The 19,158-nt window shown below is 71.2% G+C and carries 18 protein-coding genes; 6 read left to right on the top strand and 12 right to left on the bottom strand.

Annotation, left to right across the window (positions count from 1 at the left end; translation table 11 throughout):
• Nucleotides 1-113 precede the first annotated feature (113 nt).
• Genes J7462_RS00755 through J7462_RS00735 form a run of 5 tightly spaced genes read right to left on the bottom strand, consistent with a single transcriptional unit; the run spans nt 114 to nt 4,847 of the window.
• Nucleotides 114-872 carry a hypothetical protein gene (locus tag J7462_RS00755; RefSeq protein ID WP_219460282.1) on the bottom strand — a complete coding sequence of 253 codons (759 nt, stop codon included), beginning with the start codon at nt 870-872 and terminating at the stop codon, nt 114-116.
• Nucleotides 869-1,903, bottom strand: a complete 1,035-nt coding sequence (locus J7462_RS00750) for a hypothetical protein (RefSeq protein WP_219460278.1) — start codon at nt 1,901-1,903, stop codon at nt 869-871. The genes J7462_RS00755 and J7462_RS00750 overlap by 4 nt, the downstream gene beginning before the upstream one ends.
• Nucleotides 1,900-3,618 carry an AMP-binding protein gene (locus tag J7462_RS00745; RefSeq protein ID WP_219460274.1) on the bottom strand — a complete coding sequence of 573 codons (1,719 nt, stop codon included), beginning with the start codon at nt 3,616-3,618 and terminating at the stop codon, nt 1,900-1,902. Before J7462_RS00745 ends, J7462_RS00750 begins: the two co-directional genes overlap by 4 nt.
• Before the next feature lie 7 nt (nt 3,619-3,625).
• Nucleotides 3,626-3,868, bottom strand: a complete 243-nt coding sequence (locus J7462_RS00740; protein ID WP_219460270.1) for an acyl carrier protein — start codon at nt 3,866-3,868, stop codon at nt 3,626-3,628.
• Nucleotides 3,869-3,887: 19 nt separating this feature from the next.
• Nucleotides 3,888-4,847 (bottom strand): hypothetical protein, encoded by a 960-nt coding sequence (locus J7462_RS00735; RefSeq protein WP_219460267.1) that lies wholly within the window; start codon nt 4,845-4,847, stop codon nt 3,888-3,890.
• 292 nt (nt 4,848-5,139) lie between these two features.
• On the opposite strand from J7462_RS00735, the gene J7462_RS00730 reads away from it, so the two are divergent.
• The 4 genes from J7462_RS00730 (at nt 5,140) to J7462_RS00715 (ending at nt 10,585) form a co-directional block, all read left to right on the top strand.
• Entirely contained in the window at nt 5,140-6,735 is a 1,596-nt protein-coding gene (locus J7462_RS00730) for an amino acid adenylation domain-containing protein (protein WP_219460264.1), read from the top strand.
• Nucleotides 6,736-7,020 carry an acyl carrier protein gene (locus J7462_RS00725; protein ID WP_219460261.1) on the top strand — a complete coding sequence of 95 codons (285 nt, stop codon included), beginning with the start codon at nt 6,736-6,738 and terminating at the stop codon, nt 7,018-7,020. It abuts the gene before it with no gap.
• A 372-nt stretch (nt 7,021-7,392) separates the two neighbouring features.
• On the top strand, nt 7,393-9,093 hold the full coding sequence (locus J7462_RS00720; protein ID WP_308290675.1) for a helicase-associated domain-containing protein: 1,701 nt from the start codon (nt 7,393-7,395) through the stop codon (nt 9,091-9,093).
• Between the two features lie 655 nt (nt 9,094-9,748).
• Nucleotides 9,749-10,585 carry an IS5 family transposase gene (locus tag J7462_RS00715; RefSeq protein ID WP_219460258.1) on the top strand — a complete coding sequence of 279 codons (837 nt, stop codon included), beginning with the start codon at nt 9,749-9,751 and terminating at the stop codon, nt 10,583-10,585.
• A gap of 311 nt (nt 10,586-10,896) precedes the next feature.
• Here the strand turns inward: J7462_RS00715 and J7462_RS00710 are convergent, their stop codons facing one another.
• Nucleotides 10,897-11,733, bottom strand: coding sequence for an IS5 family transposase (locus J7462_RS00710; RefSeq protein WP_219460258.1), 837 nt, complete (start codon nt 11,731-11,733; stop codon nt 10,897-10,899).
• Between the two features lie 163 nt (nt 11,734-11,896).
• Between J7462_RS00710 and J7462_RS00705 the strand changes: the two genes are divergently transcribed.
• Both J7462_RS00705 and J7462_RS00700 read left to right on the top strand, forming a co-directional pair.
• Complete coding sequence (locus tag J7462_RS00705) at nt 11,897-12,112, top strand: hypothetical protein (protein WP_219460254.1); 216 nt, start codon at nt 11,897-11,899, stop codon at nt 12,110-12,112.
• A 94-nt stretch (nt 12,113-12,206) separates the two neighbouring features.
• Nucleotides 12,207-12,875 (top strand): O-methyltransferase, encoded by a 669-nt coding sequence (locus J7462_RS00700; RefSeq protein WP_219460250.1) that lies wholly within the window; start codon nt 12,207-12,209, stop codon nt 12,873-12,875.
• Nucleotides 12,876-12,918: 43 nt separating this feature from the next.
• On the opposite strand, the gene J7462_RS00695 is transcribed toward J7462_RS00700, so the two are convergent.
• From J7462_RS00695 to J7462_RS00670, 6 genes are all read right to left on the bottom strand, one after another.
• Nucleotides 12,919-14,028 carry an HAD family hydrolase gene (locus J7462_RS00695; RefSeq protein WP_219460247.1) on the bottom strand — a complete coding sequence of 370 codons (1,110 nt, stop codon included), beginning with the start codon at nt 14,026-14,028 and terminating at the stop codon, nt 12,919-12,921.
• 73 nt (nt 14,029-14,101) lie between these two features.
• Nucleotides 14,102-15,235, bottom strand: a complete 1,134-nt coding sequence (locus J7462_RS33115; RefSeq protein ID WP_308290674.1) for an acyl-CoA dehydrogenase family protein — start codon at nt 15,233-15,235, stop codon at nt 14,102-14,104.
• Complete coding sequence (locus tag J7462_RS00685; protein WP_219460244.1) at nt 15,228-15,530, bottom strand: acyl carrier protein; 303 nt, start codon at nt 15,528-15,530, stop codon at nt 15,228-15,230. The genes J7462_RS33115 and J7462_RS00685 overlap by 8 nt, the downstream gene beginning before the upstream one ends.
• The gene (locus tag J7462_RS00680; protein WP_255597531.1) at nt 15,530-16,420 is read right to left on the bottom strand and encodes a 3-hydroxyacyl-CoA dehydrogenase family protein; all 891 of its coding nucleotides are present in this window, start codon (nt 16,418-16,420) and stop codon (nt 15,530-15,532) included. Before J7462_RS00680 ends, J7462_RS00685 begins: the two co-directional genes overlap by 1 nt.
• Before the next feature lie 61 nt (nt 16,421-16,481).
• Nucleotides 16,482-17,690, bottom strand: a complete 1,209-nt coding sequence (locus tag J7462_RS00675; protein ID WP_219460240.1) for a Rieske 2Fe-2S domain-containing protein — start codon at nt 17,688-17,690, stop codon at nt 16,482-16,484.
• Between the two features lie 10 nt (nt 17,691-17,700).
• Complete coding sequence (locus J7462_RS00670; protein ID WP_219460237.1) at nt 17,701-19,155, bottom strand: cytochrome P450; 1,455 nt, start codon at nt 19,153-19,155, stop codon at nt 17,701-17,703.
• Nucleotides 19,156-19,158 lie beyond the last annotated feature (3 nt).

The following is a 19,158-nucleotide window of genomic DNA, read 5'->3' as shown; positions in this document are numbered from 1 at the left end:
ACCCGTCGGGGAGGCGCGGCAACCTCCGCGCCTCCCCGACCAGCCGGCCCGCCTCCGCAGGATCGCGTCGCCTTCGGCGTGATCCTGTCCGGCCCGCCACGGCTCCGGGTCGGTCACGGCTCGATGCTGGTGTACTCACAGACCGCCGCCGGAAAACCGCCCGGGCCGAAGCGCAGCTCGACGACATGCCCGCGTTCGGTCCTGGTGACCGCTGGTGTGATCGACTGACCGGCCCGCGCCGGTCGCAGGTACCAGCACCGGCTGGTGTCGGTACGGCCGGGCGGCACCCCCGCGTCGGCCAGCGCGTTCTCGCCGCGCTCCAGGTAGCACGCGAAGAAGACGTGGTCGTTCAGATCCGTCTCGCGGTCGCTGAAGGTGAAGCCCGCCGTCTCGGCTCCGCCGCTGCGGGGTCGTCGCGGCGACTCCGGCAGCAGCGGCGAGTCGCCGCCGAAGCCCGGGGGTGCCTCGGTGCGCGGTGTGGGTCGTGCGCTGGTGCCGCTGTCCAGCCAGGTCCACCTGCTGGTCCACACCGCTACCACGGTGCCGTCGGCGGCGCGCAGGGTCAGCTCGTCGTGCCCGCCGTACCAGCCACGCCGGTCAGGACCGAGGGTGACGGCCAGTTCGGCGTCGAGCGGCGCTCCGGGGAGCACCCGCACCGGCGGGGTGTACGCCTCCACGTACCGCACCACGGCACGGACCCGGTGCCGTTCGAAGTAGGACCAGCGGTCGAGGCCGGCCATCTCCTGCCACCAGCCGGCGGAGACCTCGTCGAGGAGGTGCACCAGCTGGGTCGGTTTCAGGGTGCCCCGCTGGGTGATGGCCGGATAGCGCGCCTCGGTGCCCGCGCGGTACACCCTGGACCCGACGGTCACGGCAGCTGCCCCTGCGGTCGGCCGGGCCGCCGCGGTTTGATGGTGGTGCTCACCGCGACCGGACGGGTCCGGCCCCCGCAGTGGTGTACCGCCATCGGGCCCTCCGCCCGGCAGGCGCAGGGCAACACCCGGTTGAGGCTGGAGCCGATGCAGAAATCCTCGTAGGCGGTCCGGTCGCCGGGAAGCAGGCGGGCCAGCAGCGCCATCACCGGGTCCACCGCCTTGATCCGGCCGTCGTCGTCGCGCACCTCCAGCCAGGCGTGGTCGAGGTCCATCATCCCGATCAGCCAACCCCGCCGGGCGTACGCCTCGTAGCCCATGGCCCGGCACTCCCGTTCGAGATACAGGCTGGCGGAGACGCAGTTGACCACCCCGTTGGCGAGCGTGTCGTCCGGGTCGACCTGCCAACTGGACGGCAGCATCTGGAAACGCGGCCCGCCATGGCGGATACCGGCGAAGAGCCGGGCCAACCGGGGGGAGACGATCCGGTCCGCCCGGCCGGCGGTGACCAGGTCCAGTTCGACGGCGACCAGGTCGGGCACGGCCGGGAGCCGTACCTCGTCGTCGGTCAGGGTCACGGGCCCGGCGGCGCTGGTCCAGCCGGAGGCCGTGCCACCGCTACGCTCCGGCACCGGTCGGTGCAGCAGCCAGCCGGGGCCCGTGCCGCATCCGCCGTCCGGACACCTCATCGTCGCGGTCATCCGCCAGGACCTCGGTTCCGTCCAGGTGGCGGCGGGCTTCAGGGAGAACCGGAACGCGAACTCCCAGCCGATCTCCGGGAGGCTGTTCCCGGTGCCCGAGTAGAGGCCCAGATTGATGAGGTCGTAGTGGCAGAATCGCCGTTCGTCGCCCGCGCCGGTGACCGGTAGCCCGGCTTCGACCAGCAGCTCCAGCGTCTCGGCGGAGCAACGCAGCAGCCCCAGCGCGCCCGCCTGGTCGACGGTGACCTCGCGGTGGGCCGGCGGGACGAGGGTGATGCGGCGCAGCGCGGCGAGCCACCTGTCGGTCTCCGCCACGGTGACCGCGCTCACCGCGGCCACGCCCCGGGGTCGGCGGAGTCGTAGAGCACCTCGCCGGGAAGGGAGCCGTCCGTGGCGGCCCGGAACATGGGCCGCCGTCGTGGTTTACCGCTGGTGGTACGCGCCACCGCGGGCGCGGGCACGCTGAGCACCCGGACCCGTACGCCGGGGCCGCCCTCCCGGCCGAGTATCCGCGCGACCTCCGCGGCCCACGGACCTGGCCGCTGCCGGATCAGCGCATGCAGTACGGGTGTGTGGCCGGCGGAACCGGCCAGGACCACGACGCGTTCCGGGGAGAGGCCGTCGACGCCGGCGAGGCGGGCCTCCAGGTCCTCCGCGTAGAGGTTGCGTCCGCGTACCTTGAGGCTGTCGCCGGCCCGGCCGAGGACGAACAGTTGGCCGTCGTGGAGGAAGCCGTGGTCGCCGGTGCGCAGCCGGCCGCTGACGAAGGCGGCGTCAGTGGCATCGGCCCCGTGGTATCCGGCGGCCATCGACCGGCCGGTCAGTGCGATCTCCCCGACGACGGCGGGCGGCAGCGGTCGGCCCTCGTCGTCGACGATGGTCACCGCGACACCGTCGCGGGCATCGCCGCAGCCGATCAGCCAGTCGTCGTCGGCCGACGGGTCGGTCCCGACCTCCTCGACGGCGGTCACCTCGACCGGCTCGCCGGGGCTCAGCTCGCCGGCGACCCGGAGCGCCACCGGTGGTGGCGCCAGGTGCAGGCCGGTCGCGACGAGGGTGTTCTCGGCCAGCCCGTACGCGGGTAGGAAGGCCCGGGTGCGGAACCCGTGCGGGCCGAGCAGCGCCGCGAACGACTCCAGGGTGCGTCGGCTGACCCGTTCGGCTCCGACGATCGCGGCCCGCCAGTGACTGAAGTCCATCCCGGCCAGCTCGTCGGGGCCGATCCGCCGGGCGGCGTAGGCGTAGCCGAAGGTGGGTGCGGCGGTCAGCGTCGCCCCCTGCTCGCCGAAGCAGGACAGCCAGCGTCGGGGCGAACGGATGAACTGGTCCGGTCGCATGGCCAGGATGTCGCTCTGATTGAGCACCGGGGCCAACGTGCAGCCGATCAGCCCCATGTCGTGGTAGGTCGGCAGCCAGGTGGCCGTCACGTCCGCAGCGCCCATGTCGAGCCAGCGGCGGATCGCGGTGATGTTGGCCAGGAGGTTGTCGGCGCGGATCGCCACCGCCCGGGGGTGGCCGGACGATCCGGAGGTGAACTGGACCAGTGCCACCTCGTCCCCGGCCGGTGGCGTCGGGTCGTCGACGGCAGGCGTGGCGGGACGGCCCGGCCGCACGTCGCCCGGCTGGTCGGGACCCGCGACGGTCAGCACGGTCACCGCCAGTCCGGCGGCGGCTGCGGCGCTGCGGGCGGTCCCGGCCAGGTGCGGGTCGACGAGCACGGTGTGGGTGCCGGCGACCCGCATCAGGTGGGTCAGTTGCTCCGGGTACGCCGCACCCGCGCCGAGGCCGGCGGGCGGTGGCATCGGGTTGACCACACCACCGGCTGCCAGCACCCCGAAGAAGCCGGCCAGGAACGTCTCCGGTGACACCAGCAGGAGCGAGACCACCTCACCCCGGCGCAGTCCCGTGTCGCGCAGCAGTCCGGCCACGGTCAGTGCGGCGGCGGCGAGCGAGGGGAAGTCGTGCCGGGCCCAACCGGCGTCGTCGGTGGCCACCCGCAGCCCGTGGCCGGTGCGCGGCTCGGTGAGCCAGCCGGTCAGGCTCATGGTGTCGTCATCCGGTCGCCTGGCTGACCAGCGCCACCACGTCGGCGACCGTGACGACGTCCATCGCCTCGTCGTCGGAGATCGGTGCCAGGTCGAACCTTCTCTCCAACGCGACCGCCAGTTCGATCAGTGCGAGCGAGTCGAAGTGCAGGTCGTCGACGAGTCGCTGGCCGTCGGTGACGTCCCCGGCCGGGTGGGGTGCCATGCTGGCCACCAGTTGGCGGACCGTCACCTCGACGGGCTCTGCCATCGGAATTTCTCCTTTTTCCTCAGCTCAGGCTCCGGATCGGATGTGGCACGCCGTGACGGTTCTCGTAGTCGGCGACGGCCCGCTCCTCGGCGGCATGCCACACCTCGGTGACCTGTGCGTCGACGTCGTCGAGACCGGCGGCGCGCACGCGGCGCAGCAGCGCGTCCCGGGCGGTGTCCCACTGGTCGCGCAGTTGCCGGCCGCGGGCCCGCACCACCATCGGCAGCGCCGACGGGTTGCGCCGCTCCGGTCCGACCAGCACGTGGACCACGTACGGGACGGCGTCGAGGACCTGGTCGCCGACGAGCCGGCGGCGGCCGTCGACCACCGCGTGGCGCATCGCCCAGACGCCGAAACCGACGTGTCGGGACTCGTCGCGGATCACGTTGCGCAGTCCCTCGGCCAGCACGGGCAACTGCCCGCAACGGCGGACCGCTTCGGCCACCGAGCGGAGCACGACCAACGCGAGGGCCCCCTCGGCCACCACGTGGTAGGTGGTCACCGCGGCGTACCAGGCGTCGAGGTCGTCCGGGTCGCGGCGTACCCGTTCGGTCTGTTCCAGCAGGTACGCGTCGAACAGCTCCACGGTGGCGGCGGAGGCGTCCGCCCGGCACCGTCGCGCGTACGCGTGGGTTGGCTCGGTGGATCCCTCCACCGCCTGGAGGTAGCCGAGGAAGAAGATGCTGTGCCGGCTCTCGTCCACGAGCTGGCTGGAGAGGTAGAACTGGGCGGCCTGGGTGGGGGCCGCGTACACCAGGGGGGTCAGTAGTCGGGCGACGGCGACCTCACCGACGGCGAGTTCGACGAGAGCGGCCCTGAGTTCCTGGTGGAGGAAGGGCCGCAGCGCCTGCCACGCCGGTCGGTCGGCGGCCATCGCCAGGTCCTGGGTGGACCAGTTCTGCCGCTCCCAGCGCAGGTACAGGCTCTCGGGAGTGGTCTCCCGGTCGTCGATGAGCTGTTCGTCGAGAACGGCCGTCACCGTGGGACTCCTTTCCCGTGGCCGCCCTGCGTCACGGGGCCGCACCGGTGGCAGCCGGCAGTTGGACCGGCCCGAGGAACGGCATCGACCAGTGGTCACCTAGAGAATCGGCGAGCGGGTGCCGGGTGTCAAGCAGGGTCTCGGGCACTGCTCGGGCAGCGAGTTCGCTGTGCTCTGGCCGTGCTTCTCCGCGTCCTCTGTAGACATGTTCGTGTGGTAGAAAGGCAGGAATTTTCGTCGGCGTCACCGACTACGAGGTCCGGAGGGGAGGCCCGCCATGGGGATACCGGCCGTGGCACGTGGCAGCCTCGTCGATCTGGTCCGCGAACAGGCCGAGCGTGATGCGTCGAGTGTGGCGGTGGCCGACGAGGGCGGTGTGCTGACCTACGGCGATCTGGAGCGGGAGAGCAGCCGCCTCGCCCACGTCCTGGCGGCCCGTGGACTCCGGCCGGGTGACCGGGTCGTCCTCCTGCTCCCCCGGTCCGCCGCGGCGATCTGCGCCATCTTCGCGGTCCTGAAATGCCGTGGCGTCTACGTTCCGCTGGACACCGCCGGTCCGCCGGCCCGGCTGCGGCCCCGGATCGTCGCGGCCGAGCCACGGTTGACCATCGGTGATGCCTCCACCCACCGCCTGCTCCGGCAGTGCTGGGACGGTCCGTCGGCCGTGACGGTCTGGCTCACCGACCCGCCGCCGGAGGCCCGGCGACCGCAGGACGTCGTGGCGGCCGAGATCGCCGCCGCACCGGCCACGCCACCGGCCACCGAACCGACCCCCACCGACCTCGCGTACCTGCTCTTCACCTCAGGTTCGACAGGGGTGCCGAAGGGGGTGCCGATCACGCACGAGAGCGTGCTGTGGCTGGCCTCCTGGGCACGGGAACACTTCCAACTGACCAACGTGGACCGGCTCTCCTGCCACTCGGCCCTGTCGTTCGACTTCTCCGTGCTCGACATCTACTCGGCCGTGGCGGCCGGCGCGTCGCTGCACCTTGTCCCGGCGCACTACAACCTCGTACCTGATCTGCTGGCGCGGTTCATCCGTGAGTCGCGGCTGACCCAGTGGTCGTCCGTGCCGTCAGTTCTCATGGCGATGGCCAACCGTGGGGTGGTACGGGACATGCCGGAGCTTCGCCGGTTGATCTGGTGCGGGGACGCCTTTCCGGTCGACGGCCTGCGCCACTGGATGGCGAATTTGCCGCACGTCCGGTTCACCAACCTCTACGGACCTACCGAGACCACCGTCGCGAGCAGCTACTACGACGTCGGGTCGATGCCGGCACCGGGTGCCGACGTGCCGATCGGCACCGCGCTGCCCGGTGAACGCCTGGGAGTGTTCGACGAACACCGGCGGCCGGTGCCGACCGGCGTGGTCGGTGACCTCCACATCGCCGGGGTCGGACTCAGTCCGGGGTACTGGCGAAGCCCGGCGGAGACGGCGGCGGTGTTCGGCACCGTCGAGGGTGACGACTCCACCCGCTGGTACCGCACCGGGGACCGGGCCAGCCTCGACGAGGAGGGACTCGCCTACTTCCACGGTCGTGGTGACCGGCAGATCAAGTCCCGCGGTTACCGGGTCGAACTGGACGAGATCGCCCGGGTGGCGCGGCAACTGCCGGAGTTCGCCGACGTGGCGATCGTGGCGGTGGATTCACCCGAGGCCGCCGGGCGCGAGATCGGCATCGCCTACGTGGCCGCCGGCGACCGGCCGCCGGACCACGCGGCGGTACGGTCCGCACTGGCCCGGACGTTGCCCCCCTACATGTTGCCGACGCGATGGCTCGCGGTGGACGCGATCGACACGAACAGCAACGGCAAGATCGACTATCCGGCGCTGACCCGACGGTTCCTCGACCATGCCGATGCGGCCCCGCCCAGGACGGAGACCTAGATGTCGTCACCCACCACCTGGCCGGCGCCGTTCGAGGCGATCCTGCGCCGTTACCTGGCGGCGCTCTCCTCGGCTCAGGACATCCCGGCGGAGCCTCTCGTCGACCTCGGCCTGGACTCGTTGCGGGCGACAGCGCTCCTGGCGGAGTTGGAGAAGGAGTTCGGTGTCGACTTCGGCGACGAGGTGCTCGACCCCGCGTTGTTCTCCGGTGCCGGCCACTTGTGGACCGTGGTCCAGGATCTGATGGACGATCCCTCCTCGCGCACCGGGCAGACCGTGGGTTGATCCGGGCGCGGTAGACGGCTCCGGTGCGGTTGGACCCGTCCGGTCGCGGTCGAACGGATCACCAATTCGTGGAGGTCGGCCTCCGGAAAATCGGCAACCCACGCCTGGCGACCGAGCACCTGTTCGCGTCGACCGTGCCGCTGGCCTACGACCAGCAGCCGGACCCGGCCCAGGTCGCCCCTGGCCGCGCGGTGTCCTTGCCGGGCGGGTCCCGTCACGCGCAACGGGTTCGTGCGGTTGGATCCAGGGGTCGCCGGATGTTCTGGGAGTGCAGTCGTGAGTCCATTTGATCAGCTTGCTGGCCTTGACCTGCCGACCCTTCAGGTGTTGGAGGCAGCTCTGGCGCTGGGTGGCCTGGTCACCGAGGCGGAGGTGTCGGCGCTGGTCGGCGCCGACGCGACGCCGTACCTGCAGCGCGCCACCGATGCGGGGCTCGTCAGGCGACTGCGGGGCCGACTCACGGTGAGCGGCGTCGTGCGAGAGGTCTTCTCCCGGCCGCTGGGTGTCGGCCCGGCCGCTGGTCAGCTCGCCGCCGCGTTGAGCGCCGATGACCTGAAGGTGGTGGCGCGCAACCTGGGGCTGGCCGCGAAGGGCCGTAAGGCGGAACTGCTGGCGGAGGTGGAGGAGTTCTTCCACGACATGGACAACGTGCACGCTCTGGTGAAGCGGATGCCGGCCGCGACCCGGGCGGCGGTGGAGGAGGCTGACCGCGACGGTGGACAGGTCCGTCGCTACGGGGGCAGCAGCATGGCACACCGGAGTCGGTTCACGGACCGCTACCGGCGGATGCATCCGCTGGACTGGGCCGAGGAGCACGGGCTGGTCTACCGCGTGACCTGGGAGGACTATCAGCTGGCAGGTCAGGTCGCACTCGCTGTGCGAGAAGCGGACTACCGCGCTCCGTTCCAGCCACAGGAGCCGCTGGTTGCCTGGCATACGCCGCAGCCTGCGTCAGTGCGCCGCGACGCACAGGCCCAGGGTATCGCTGTGGTCGGCCTGTTGTCGGCGCTGCTGGACGGGGCGGGACGGGAGCCCCTCGCTACGGTCAAGGCTGGCGGCGTGGGCGTGCGCGAGTTGACCCGGACGGCGAAGACGCTGGGCGTGACGGTTCCGACCGCCCGGCTGCTACTGGCGGTGGCCCATGAGGCCGGGCTGGCCGACCTCGATGAACGCGTGGTCCCGACGGCCGCGTACGACCGCTGGCTCAAGCTCGGCCTGCAGCAGCGGCTCGCGGTGATGCTGAAGGCGTGGCGCGACCTGGACTATCTGCCGTCGTCGCAGACCGGGCCGTGGGTTGCGGAGCACCACCAGAACTGGTCGGCCCGCGCCCGGATGGCAGTACTGCAGGCGTTGGGCGACCGGGCGACGACAGATCTGGAACACGCGGCGCAGTGGATATGGTGGTGGCAGCCGCTGGCCTTCGGCGGTACCACGACCGTACGTGGCCTGCTGGACGAGGCCGCGACGTTGGGGGCGCTCGGCGCGGGGGCCGTGAGCCCGGCCGGGCAGGCGCTGCTGGCCGGCACGGACATCGCCAAGGCGGTGGGCGACCTGGGTGAGGTCGCCCGTACGGCCCGGCTGCAGGCGGACCTGACCGCTGTCGTGGCGGGAACACCGAGCCCGGAGCTGGCTGAACTCCTCGGCGCGACCGCCGTCGTCGAGTCCCGGGGCACAGCGACGACCTGGCGCTTCAGCCCAGCGACGGTACGCGGCGCATACGACGCGGGCTGGACCGAGCAGCGCCTGGTCAGAGCCCTGAGGAAAATCGCCGACGGCGGACTGCCACAACCACTGGTCTACCTGCTCGCCGATGTCGCCCGCCGACACGGGTCGGTACGGGTCACGCCCGTGGCCAGCACCCTGGTCAGCGACGACACCGCGCTGCTGGCCCAGATCGTCGCCGACAAGCGGCTGGACAAGCTCAACCTGCGGCTGCTCGCCCCGACCGTGCTCGCCAGCCAAGCCACCACGGCCGACACGATGGCCACCCTACGTAAGGCCGGCTACGCACCCCGCCAGCAGGACGCCGACGGCCGCGACGTCATCGAGAAGACCCGCCGCCATCGCGCCTGACGAGCCGGGGAACACCTTGGTTCACTCCTCTGTCGGCAGAGTTCCGGGTTTGAGGGCTGAGGGTGACCGGGCGTCGAGGAGAGCGCGGGGGCTGAATACCAGATCCGCTCTTCCCTGCCCCGCTGACCGCCCTGCCGGACGACGAGCCCACCACGGTACGGCTGACGACCGGTCCCGACGGCGTCACGCTGCGGCATGAGGGAGTACGGGGCCGGCACGCCGTCGCCCTCGGCCTGATCTGGGACCATCTGCTCGACGGCTCCGGGACACTCCCGTGGGTCGAGACCCTGCGGGGGCAGGCCGCCGAGGCGACCGCTCGGGCCGAGAAGGTCCGCCGGCTCCGGGCCGAACAGAAAGCCGCGCGGTGGGGTGGTCCTCCCCCGTCGGATCGGGTCCGCAGACTCTTCGGACACGCGCAGTCCCTGGCGCGGATCGACCGCCGGCTACTCGACCGCATCGACGCGCTGCCCGCCGATCGGCAGCGGGAGGTGGCCTGCTGGTCGGCCCGCCGTGCGATGCGGGTGGCCGGGCTGGAGCAGCTCGGCTGGATCGCCGACGCTCTCGCCGCCGCTGAGAGCGCGTTTGGGATGTGTGTTGGTCGGGTGTGTCGCACAGTGGGTGCGATCGATGAGCCGGGCTCGGTCGGTAGACGGGTATGGATCGTGTGCGGCGGTACCCGTCTGATCTGACCGATGCCGAGTGGGAGATCATCGAGCCGATGCTGCCGTCGCCTCAGTGGATGGGCAGGCCGGAGAGGCATCCTCGTCGGGCGGTCGTTGACGGCATCCTGTACGTGGTGCGTACCGGGTGCGCGTGGCGGTATCTGCCGGTGGACTTCCCGCCCTGGCAGACGGTGTACTCCCACTTCCAACGCCTGAACCGGCGGGGTGTGACCGAGCGGATCCTCACCGAGCTGCGGGAGCAGGTCCGCCTGGCCCACGACCGGGCGGCCGAGCCCACCGCCGGGATCATCGACTCCCAGTCGGTCAGGGCCGCGGACACCGTGCACTCCGACACCCGTGGCTACGACAGCGGGAAGAGGGTCAACGGCCGGAAGCGGTTCATCGTGACCGACACCCTGGGTCTGCTGGTCACCGTCTGGGTCCTGGCCGCGTCGTGGCAGGACCGTGACGGCGCGAAGGGCGCACTGCTCGCCACCTATGTGGCGACGCCGATCCGGCACGTGTTCGCCGACTCCGGGTTCTCCGGCCGCCTGGTCGACTGGGCCCGCGACATCCTGCGCACCACCCTGGAGATCGTCCGGAAGCCCCCCGACCAGCAAGGTTTCGTCGTGCACCGCCGCCGGTGGGTGGTGGAACGGACCCTGGCCTGGCTCACCGCCCACCGCCGCCTGGCCCGCGACTACGAAACCCAACCCGCGACCTCGGAAGCCATGATCCGCTGGGCCGCGATCGCCGGCATGCTCGCCCGCCTCACCCGAGGCGGACCCGCCACCCGCCAACAACGCCGCACCCTCAACACACCCGACTGACAGACATGCAAAACGCTCTCTTAGGGAAAACCGGTACCCCATTTCCTGAGCTCAACCAGCGCCGTGCGCCTGTCACAGGTGGCGGGCACGTTCCGTATGGCAAGCGAGCAACCCGCGAGCATCACGGATCCATAGTCGATTAAGAGCGCGGCATTCGCGCAGGTTGTTGCATGATCGTCTCAGTGCTGGCGGACATTGCTCTGGATTAAAAGTCCTCAGCTCTGCCATTGAGCTAACGGCCCGCTGAGCCACAGGTTACCCGACCACGTCGGCCGGGCCGGGTCCACCTGAGAGAGCGTTTTGCATGTCTGTCAGTCGGGTGTGTTGAGGGTGCGGCGTTGTTGGCGGGTGGCGGGTCCGCCTCGGGTGAGGCGGGCGAGCATGCCGGCGATCGCGGCCCAGCGGATCATGGCTTCCGAGGTCGCGGGTTGGGTTTCGTAGTCGCGGGCCAGGCGGCGGTGGGCGGTGAGCCAGGCCAGGGTCCGTTCCACCACCCACCGGCGGCGGTGCACGACGAAACCTTGCTGGTCGGGGGGCTTCCGGACGATCTCCAGGGTGGTGCGCAGGATGTCGCGGGCCCAGTCGACCAGGCGGCCGGAGAACCCGGAGTCGGCGAACACGTGCCGGATCGGCGTCGCCACATAGGTGGCGAGCAGTGCGCCCTTCGCGCCGTCACGGTCCTGCCACGACGCGGCCAGGACCCAGACGGTGACCAGCAGACCCAGGGTGTCGGTCACGATGAACCGCTTCCGGCCGTTGACCCTCTTCCCGCTGTCGTAGCCACGGGTGTCGGAGTGCACGGTGTCCGCGGCCCTGACCGACTGGGAGTCGATGATCCCGGCGGTGGGCTCGGCCGCCCGGTCGTGGGCCAGGCGGACCTGCTCCCGCAGCTCGGTGAGGATCCGCTCGGTCACACCCCGCCGGTTCAGGCGTTGGAAGTGGGAGTACACCGTCTGCCAGGGCGGGAAGTCCACCGGCAGATACCGCCACGCGCACCCGGTACGCACCACGTACAGGATGCCGTCAACGACCGCCCGACGAGGATGCCTCTCCGGCCTGCCCATCCACTGAGGCGACGGCAGCATCGGCTCGATGATCTCCCACTCGGCATCGGTCAGATCAGACGGGTACCGCCGCACACGATCCATACCCGTCTACCGACCGAGCCCGGCTCATCGATCGCACCCACTGTGCGACACACCCGACCAACACACATCCCAAACGCGCTCTGAGGCCGGCCGCCCACTGCCGCGCGCCCTCACCGAGCAGAGTGCTGCCGCCGCGTACCGTCGGCTGACGTCGGACCCCGAGGTGCCCCACACCACGATTTCCCTCTCGCCGGACCCGGTGTTCAGCGCGTTCGGTGTCACCGAGGTGCTTCGGCAGGCTGTCGCATTCCCCGCCCTGGTCGCGCTGGCCAACCACGACCCGCTGGCCGCCACGATCGATACCGTCCGCGATGCGGCGATCGCCCACGGGGACGACCGCGACAACTTCCTCACCGAGGCCCACGCCGCTCTACCCTGAGCTACCCACCGTCCCCGCCGCATTCTCGGGAGCCACCAAAATGGCTTGTGCCACACCTTGAGTACGGCGGCAAATTGTCTCTAAAATTGCTGGCATGGCTAATCAGATCGGGGTCGGCCCGGAGCTTCTGGCCTATGTCCGGGAATTCTCACTCAGGGAGGACGACGTCCTTCGGGCGTTACGCACGCACACCGGTGAGCTGCCCGGCGGTCAGTCCCTGCAGGTGATGGCCGAGGAGGGACAACTCCTTGCGCTGCTGGTGTCCCTGGTCGGGGCCACGAGGGTGCTGGAGGTGGGCACCTTCACCGGTTACAGCACCCTGTGCATGGCCCGGGCGTTGCCACCGCACGGCCGGGTGGTGACCTGTGACATCAGTGCACGGTGGCCGGAGATCGGTGCCGAGTACTGGCACCGCGCGGGGGTTTCCGACCGCATCGAGGTACGCATCGGCGCGGCCGTCAAAACCCTGGAAAAAATGCTCGACGAAGGCACCGGTGGCAGCTTCGATCTCGTTTTCGTCGACGCCGACAAAGCGAACTATCCGCAGTACTACGAATTGGCGGTGCAACTCGTACGCCCCGGTGGACTGGTGGTGGTGGACAACACGCTGTTCTTCGGCCGGGTGGTCGACCCGACCGCCGGTGATCCGGACACCGCCGGGGTACGGCGGGTCAACGCCATGATCCGCGACGACCAACGGGTGGACGTGTGTCTGCTTCCGATGGCCGACGGCATCACGTTGGCCCGCCGGCGGGCCGGCTGACCTCCACACCGCCGCCCGGCCGGTGGGGGCCGGGCGCGGGCGGTCAACCCGCGCCGACGGTCGCCGGGCCGGCCAGGTCGGGGGCGGTCAGCTGGAACGTCGACGGTGCCGGTTGCCGGCGTGCCGCCAGGTGCAGTCGCTGGACGGCCCGGTCGCCGTCGACGGCGATGCGGTCCCGGCATGCGCAGGGCTCCTCGTCGAAGCCGGCGAACCGGTAGGCGATCTCCATCATCCGGTTCCGGTCGTTGGGGCGGAAGTCGGCGATCAGGTGCACGTGGGCTCGGGCGGCCTGGTCCACCAGCCAGGTCAGTAGGACGGTGCCGGTGCCGAAGGACACCACCCGGCACGAGGTGGCGAGCAGCCGCAGGTGCCACACTCCGGGGTGTTTCTCCAGGACCAGCACACCGACCGCGCCGTGCGGCCCGAACCGGTCGGTCAACGTCGTGACCAGGACCTCGTACCGGGGGTCGGCCAACAGGGCCCGCAACGCCTGGTCCGGGTAGTGCACTCCGGTCGCGTTCATCTGGCTGGTCCGCAGGGTCAACTCCTCGACCCGCGACAGGTCCGCGGCGTCGGCGCGCCGGATGCGCATCACCAGTTCCAGCGAGCGCAGGAAGTCCTCCGCCGGGCCGGTGAACCGGGCCTGCTCGTCTGCCCGCCGTTGACCGGCCTGGTACATCTGCCGGCGTCGCCGGGCGTCCACGGTCACCGACGTCGGAGTGAACTCGGGCCGGTCCAACAGGGTTGTGGCGGCGTCGGCGTCGTAGCAGCGTACCTGCGGGAGGTGGAAGGCGACCTCGGCCCGTTCGGCCGGCTGGTCGTCGATGAAGGCGACGGTGCCGAGCGCGAAGCCCAGCCGGTCGGCGATCCGCTGGACCGCGTCGGACTTGCGTCCCCATCCGATCTGCGGTGCCACGAAGTACTCGGCGACACCGAGCGCGCGCAGCCGGGCCCAGGCCGGCTCGTGGTCGTTGCGGCTGCAGACCGACTGGAGGATGCCCCGGGCGTCCAGCCCGGTGATCACCGCCCGGATCGGGTCGGGGAGCACGACCTGTTCGTCCTCCAGCAGGACACCCTGCCAGAGGGTGTCGTCCAGATCCCAGACCAGGCACTTCACGGTCACGGGCGGGACCGTCGGGACGGTGTCGGTCACCTCGACTCCTTCGTGGACTGCCGATCTTGGGCAGTATGGGATGAGTGGGCGGGCGGGCGGCGCGGCGGTGGGGTCACCGGCGGTTCACCGCGTGGTCGGCCAGCATCAGCTGACACATCTCGGTGCTGCCTTCGATGATCTCCATGAGCTTGGCGTCGCGGTACGCCCGGGCGACGGGGTGCCCGTCGACCGCACCGGCCGACGCCAGGATCTGGACCGCGTCGGCGGCGGCCCGGGTGGCGTGCCCGGCGCTGACGTACTTGGCCAGGACGGTGGCGGTGACCACGTCGGGTGAGCCGGTGTCCCAGCAGCGGCTGGCGTGCTCACAGACCCGGGTGGCCACCTGCTCGGCAGCCCACAGGTCGGCCAGGTGCCGGGCGACGAGCTGGTGTCGGGCCAGCGGGCGGCCGAACTGGTGGCGGGAACGGGCGTGTGCGACGGCTGCCGCCACACAGGCCCGCAGGATCCCCACGCACCCCCAGGCCACCGACATCCGGCCGTAGCTCAACGCCGTGGTCACCAGCAGGGACAGCGACTGCCCGCCGGCACCGAGCAGGCTGCTGGCGGGTAGCCGTACCGCGTCGAACCACACGTCGGCGTGGCCGGCGGCCCGGCAGCCCAGCGGATCCGCCCGCCGGTGCACCCGTACCCCCGGGGTGGCCCGGGGCACCACCACGACGGCTCCCTGGTCGCCGAGGCGGGCGAAGACCAGGAGCAGGTCGGCGTGGTCGGCGGCGGTCACCCACACCTTGTGGCCGTCGAGGCGCAGGGTGTCGCCCGTCATGGTGACGGTGGTGGTCATCGCCGACAGGTCGCTGCCCGCCTGCGGTTCGCTGAAGGCCACGGCGGCCGTGTCCGTGGCGGCCAGGCGGGGCAGCAGCGACCTGGCCTGGGTCTGGTCGGCCACCCGTTCGATGGTCCAGGCCGCCATCGCCTGGGAGGTCATGACGCTGCGCAGGGAGCTGCACAGGCTGCCCACCCGGGCGGTGAACTCGCCGCTGTCCAGGCTGCTCCAGCCCGGTCCGCCGTACCCGGTCGGGATCTGGGGGGCGAGCAGGCCGGCAGTGTGGAGTGCGCGCACCACGTCCACGGGTAGCCGGCCCGCCCGGTCCCAGTCGCCCGCCCGGTCGCCGACCAGGCGGGCGACGAGCGTGGCGGCCTGGGCGGGCGTGACGGTGGGCGTGGTGGCGGCGATGATCTCAGGCACCGTGGTCGCCGGGTTCGCTCGTGCGGAGCCGATCGACCAGGGCCACCATCCGGCGCACCGTGCGGAAGTTGTCCAACCGCAGGTCGGTGCCGCGTACGGAGACCCCGTACGTCTGCTCCAGGTGTACGACCAACTCCATCGCGAACAGCGACGACAGCCCACCGGTGGCGAAGAGGTCCGTGTCCGGCGGCCAGGTCCGCCCGGTACGCGCCGTCAGGAAGCGCACCAGTTCCGGCGCGGCGGTGTCGACCCGGTCGCCGGTGTCCGACACCTCCTGGTCGGATGGCACAGTCATCACAGGTCTCCCTCGTAGTGGTAGAAACCCCGTCCGCTCTTGCGGCCGAGGTGGCCGGCCTGGACCTTGGTCAGCAGCAGCTCACAGGGGCGGCAGTTCTCGTCGCCGGTGCGTTCGTGCAGCACCCACAGGGAGTCGACCAGGTTGTCCAGGCCGATCAGGTCGGCGGTACGCAGCGGACCGGTCGGATGCCCCAGACATCCCTGCAGGAGTCTGTCGACGGATTCGACGCTCGCCGTGCCGGCGGCCACCACCCGGACCGCACTGTTGATCATCGGGTGCAGGATCCGGCTGGTGACGAAGCCCGGGGCGTCCTCGACCACCACCGACTCCCGGCCCAGGGTGGTGAGCAGCCCGCGTACCGCGTCCAGGGTGTGCGGACCGGTACGCGGGCCGCGGATCACCTCGACGGTCCGGATCAGGTAGGGCGGGTTCATGAAGTGGCTGCCGATCAGGTCTTCCGGTCGTGCCACCGACCGGGCCAGTTCGCCGATGGGGATCGAGGAGGTGTTCGACACCACCGGGATGCCGGGTGCCACCAGGGCGGAGACGTCCGCCAGTACCTTCGCCTTGGCGTTGGGGTCCTCGGTGACCGCCTCGACCACCGCGGTGAAGGTGCCGGTCCGCCCGGTCGGGACGTCCGCGAGGGACAGTCCGACGTCCAGCGGACCGGGTCGGGTGTCCTCCGGTAGGGCACCCATCAGCCGGGCCGTCCGGACCTGCCGGTCGACCCGGTCGGTGGCCTCGGCCAGGCGACGGCGGTCCACGTCGATCATGGACACGGCGATCCCGTGCCCGACCGCCAGTGCGGCGATGCCCGTCCCCATCACTCCCGCGCCCAGCACCACCAGTCGTTGCGCGGCACCCGGCGTTGTGTTCTGCCCCGTCAAGAGGGTCTCCCTTCGTTGCCGCGACGGCACCGGCACGGTTCGCAGGCCACGACGGCCACGGTCACACCTCGGAGCGGCCGGCCTTCCGTTCGTCGAGGGACGATCCGTTGGCGACCGGCCAGCCGTTGACAGCCGACGATCCGTTGGCGACCGACGATCCGTTGACAGCCGGCGAACCGTTGGTGGTGGACGTCCTGGAGGCGGCGGCGTCGGTGGAATCACCGGACGGGGTGGGGTCGGTGTAGAACTGCCGCGCCCACTGCCGGTACCGCCCGATCGGGCCGTCGCCCCGGGCGAGCTTCGGCTGTTCGACGTGCTCCTGGTGGTGCCACATCAGCAGGTCCGCGCCGGTGTCGACCGAGGCCACCCGTTGGGCGATCGCGCCGAGCAGCCGCGCGACGGGCATCGCCGTCGCGCGGGCGGCCCGCTCGGGCAGGAACGGCAGACCGGCAAGCTCCAGCTTGGTGCCGAACCGCAGTTGGATCCGACCGGCGGTGGTGGGGGTCGCGTGCAGCATGACGTGGAGATCGCCCGCGCCGTTGGGCAACCGGGTGCGGGCCGCGATGGTGGCCAGTCCGATCACGGTGAGGGTGTAGGACTGGCGGCTCTGGCGCATGACCGTTCCCCGGGCGGTCGCGGTGACCGTGCTGATCGGCTCCCCCATCACCGGCGTGCCCTCGATGACCAGGTCCCGCAGCCCGTGCAGCGCCGGGAGGTGCCCCCAGTCGAAGGCGTTCTCGATGACGTCCTGCGGGTGACCGGCGATGTCGAAGGTGTTGTGGCTGAAGGGTTGCCGCTCGTCCAGGCCGAAGATCGGCACCTGCCACTGCGGTGCGAGGCCGAGCGCGTGCCGCCACACGTAGATCGACCCGTTGGCCTCGCAGACGGGGAACTGGGTGAGGGTCGCCTTGGGCGGTGGCAGGTCGTACCCGGTCCGTACGCAGGCCCCGGAGGGGTCGAAGGCGAACCGGTGGAAGGGACAGACGATCTCCTCACCGTCGAGTGTTCCACCGACGCCCAGGTGTGCCCCGAGGTGGGGGCAGCGTGGGCGGACCGCCCGCAGCAACCCGCGGGGGGTCCGGTAGACGACCACCTCGCCCCCCATGAACGGGCGGGTGGTGATGGCCCCGGGGCGGACCTCGTCGGAGAAGGCCACGCAGAACCACCCGTTCGGGTCGGGACGCGTGGGCGGGTGGAGCCGGTCGGCGGGTGCGGCGGTGTGCCGGCGGATCTCACGGTTGCGGAGCAGCTGTTTGACCAGTGATCTCATGGTTGTTCTCCTAGTGGGCGACCGGGCAGGCGTCAGGGCCCGGTCCGGGGGGCGACGGCACAGGTAGGGGCTGCGACGTGGCGACCGGCGGCGCGTCGGTCCCGGAGGGCTCCGTCAGGCGACGCCGCAGCCGCAGGCGCAGCCCTCGGGAGCTGAGGCTGGTCTCCACCTTGGGTCGGAAGGGTTCCTCGCCGACGGGGGACAACTCCCAGCGGGCCGCCACCGCGGTCAGGGCCAGGATCGCCTCGGTGAGCGCGAACTGGTCCCCGATGCACTTGCGGGCGCCGGCGCCGAACGGGACGTAGCCGGTCCGGTCGGGTGAGGTGCCGCGCCAGCGGTCCGGGTCGAAGTGGTCCGGGTCGGCGTACAGGTCGGGCCGCCGGTGAATCAGGTACGGGCTGAGCACGAGGGTGTCGCCGCGGCGTAGCCGTACCCCGTCGAGTTCGGCCTCCTGGGCGACGGTGCGGGTCATCATCCAGGCCGGCGGGTAGAGCCGGAGGGTTTCGGTGACCACCCGGGTCGCCAGGTCGAGCCGGGGCAGGTGTTCGGGGCCGGGGAGCGTGCCTGCCAGGACGGTGTCGGTTTCGGCCTGTAGTGCGTGTTGGATTTCCGGATGGGTGGCCAACAGGTGCAGTGCCCAGGCCAGGGTGATGGCGGTGGTCTCCATGCCGCCGAGGAAGAAGGTGAGGGCCTGGTCGGCCAGTTCGGAGTCGCTGAGCCGCTGCTCGTGGTCACGGCTTTCCACGTCGACGGCCGCGACCAGTGCGGAGAGCAGGTCGGCGTGGTCGGTGGGGTCGGCCCGGCGGGCGGCGACGATCTCGGTGATGGTGGCGAAGAGCCGGCTGCGGGCCTGGTCGTAGCGTCGTTTGGCGGGGGTCGGCAGCCGGCGTAGCAGGGCCGGGGTCATCATCCGGCGGAAGAAGGCGCTGACCACGGTGTTGGTGTCGGCCAGGGCGCGGCGGAGGGTGTCCGCGGGGAGGGACCCGCTGAACATCGTCTCCATGGTGGCCTGGGTGGTCAGCGTCATCATCTCCCGGGTGACGTCGAGCACCTGACCGTCGTGCCAGGAGCCGGCGGTGGCGTGGGAGGCCCGGCCGAACACCGCCGCGTACCCGTGTAGGCGCTGTGGGTGGAACGACGGTTGGCACAGTCGCCGTTGTCGCCGGTGCAGCGGGTACGGGCAGGTGGACAGCCCGTCGCCGATGACCTCCCGAATCCGGTCGTAGATCGGGCCGCCCTTGTCGAAGGTCCGGTCGTTGACGAAGATGTGCCGGGTCAGGGTCGGGTCGCAGATCAGCACCGCGGAGGTCGGGCCCAACCGGACCCGCACCATCCTGGGGTAGCCGGCCAGGGAACGGATGAAGGCCAGTGGATCCCGCAACAGGGGCAACGCGTGTCCGAGGAGCGGTAGTGCGCCTGGTGCCAGGGGAATCGACGCGGTGGTCGTCGTGGTCGTCTCGGTCATGGG

The sequence above is a fragment of the Micromonospora sp. RL09-050-HVF-A genome (assembly GCF_019374995.1).
Classification (GTDB): Bacteria; Actinomycetota; Actinomycetes; order Mycobacteriales; family Micromonosporaceae; genus Micromonospora; species Micromonospora antibiotica.
The sequence above is the reverse complement of the archived record's forward strand: the minus strand, read 5'-3'. Positions and strand labels throughout refer to the sequence as shown.

What these genes read in the sequence shown, in the direction of transcription:
- J7462_RS00745 (WP_219460274.1), bottom strand. Translation starts at nt 3,618, where the DNA reads ATGAGCCTGACCGGCTGGCTCACCGAGCCGCGCACCGGCCACGGGCTG.
- J7462_RS00740 (WP_219460270.1), bottom strand. Translation starts at nt 3,868, where the DNA reads ATGGCAGAGCCCGTCGAGGTGACGGTCCGCCAACTGGTGGCCAGCATG.
- J7462_RS00725 (WP_219460261.1), top strand. Translation starts at nt 6,736, where the DNA reads ATGTCGTCACCCACCACCTGGCCGGCGCCGTTCGAGGCGATCCTGCGC.
- J7462_RS00715 (WP_219460258.1), top strand. Translation starts at nt 9,749, where the DNA reads ATGGATCGTGTGCGGCGGTACCCGTCTGATCTGACCGATGCCGAGTGG.
- J7462_RS00710 (WP_219460258.1), bottom strand. Translation starts at nt 11,733, where the DNA reads ATGGATCGTGTGCGGCGGTACCCGTCTGATCTGACCGATGCCGAGTGG.
- J7462_RS00700 (WP_219460250.1), top strand. Translation starts at nt 12,207, where the DNA reads ATGGCTAATCAGATCGGGGTCGGCCCGGAGCTTCTGGCCTATGTCCGG.
- J7462_RS00685 (WP_219460244.1), bottom strand. Translation starts at nt 15,530, where the DNA reads ATGACTGTGCCATCCGACCAGGAGGTGTCGGACACCGGCGACCGGGTC.
- J7462_RS00675 (WP_219460240.1), bottom strand. Translation starts at nt 17,690, where the DNA reads ATGAGATCACTGGTCAAACAGCTGCTCCGCAACCGTGAGATCCGCCGG.
- J7462_RS00670 (WP_219460237.1), bottom strand. Translation starts at nt 19,155, where the DNA reads ATGACCGAGACGACCACGACGACCACCGCGTCGATTCCCCTGGCACCA.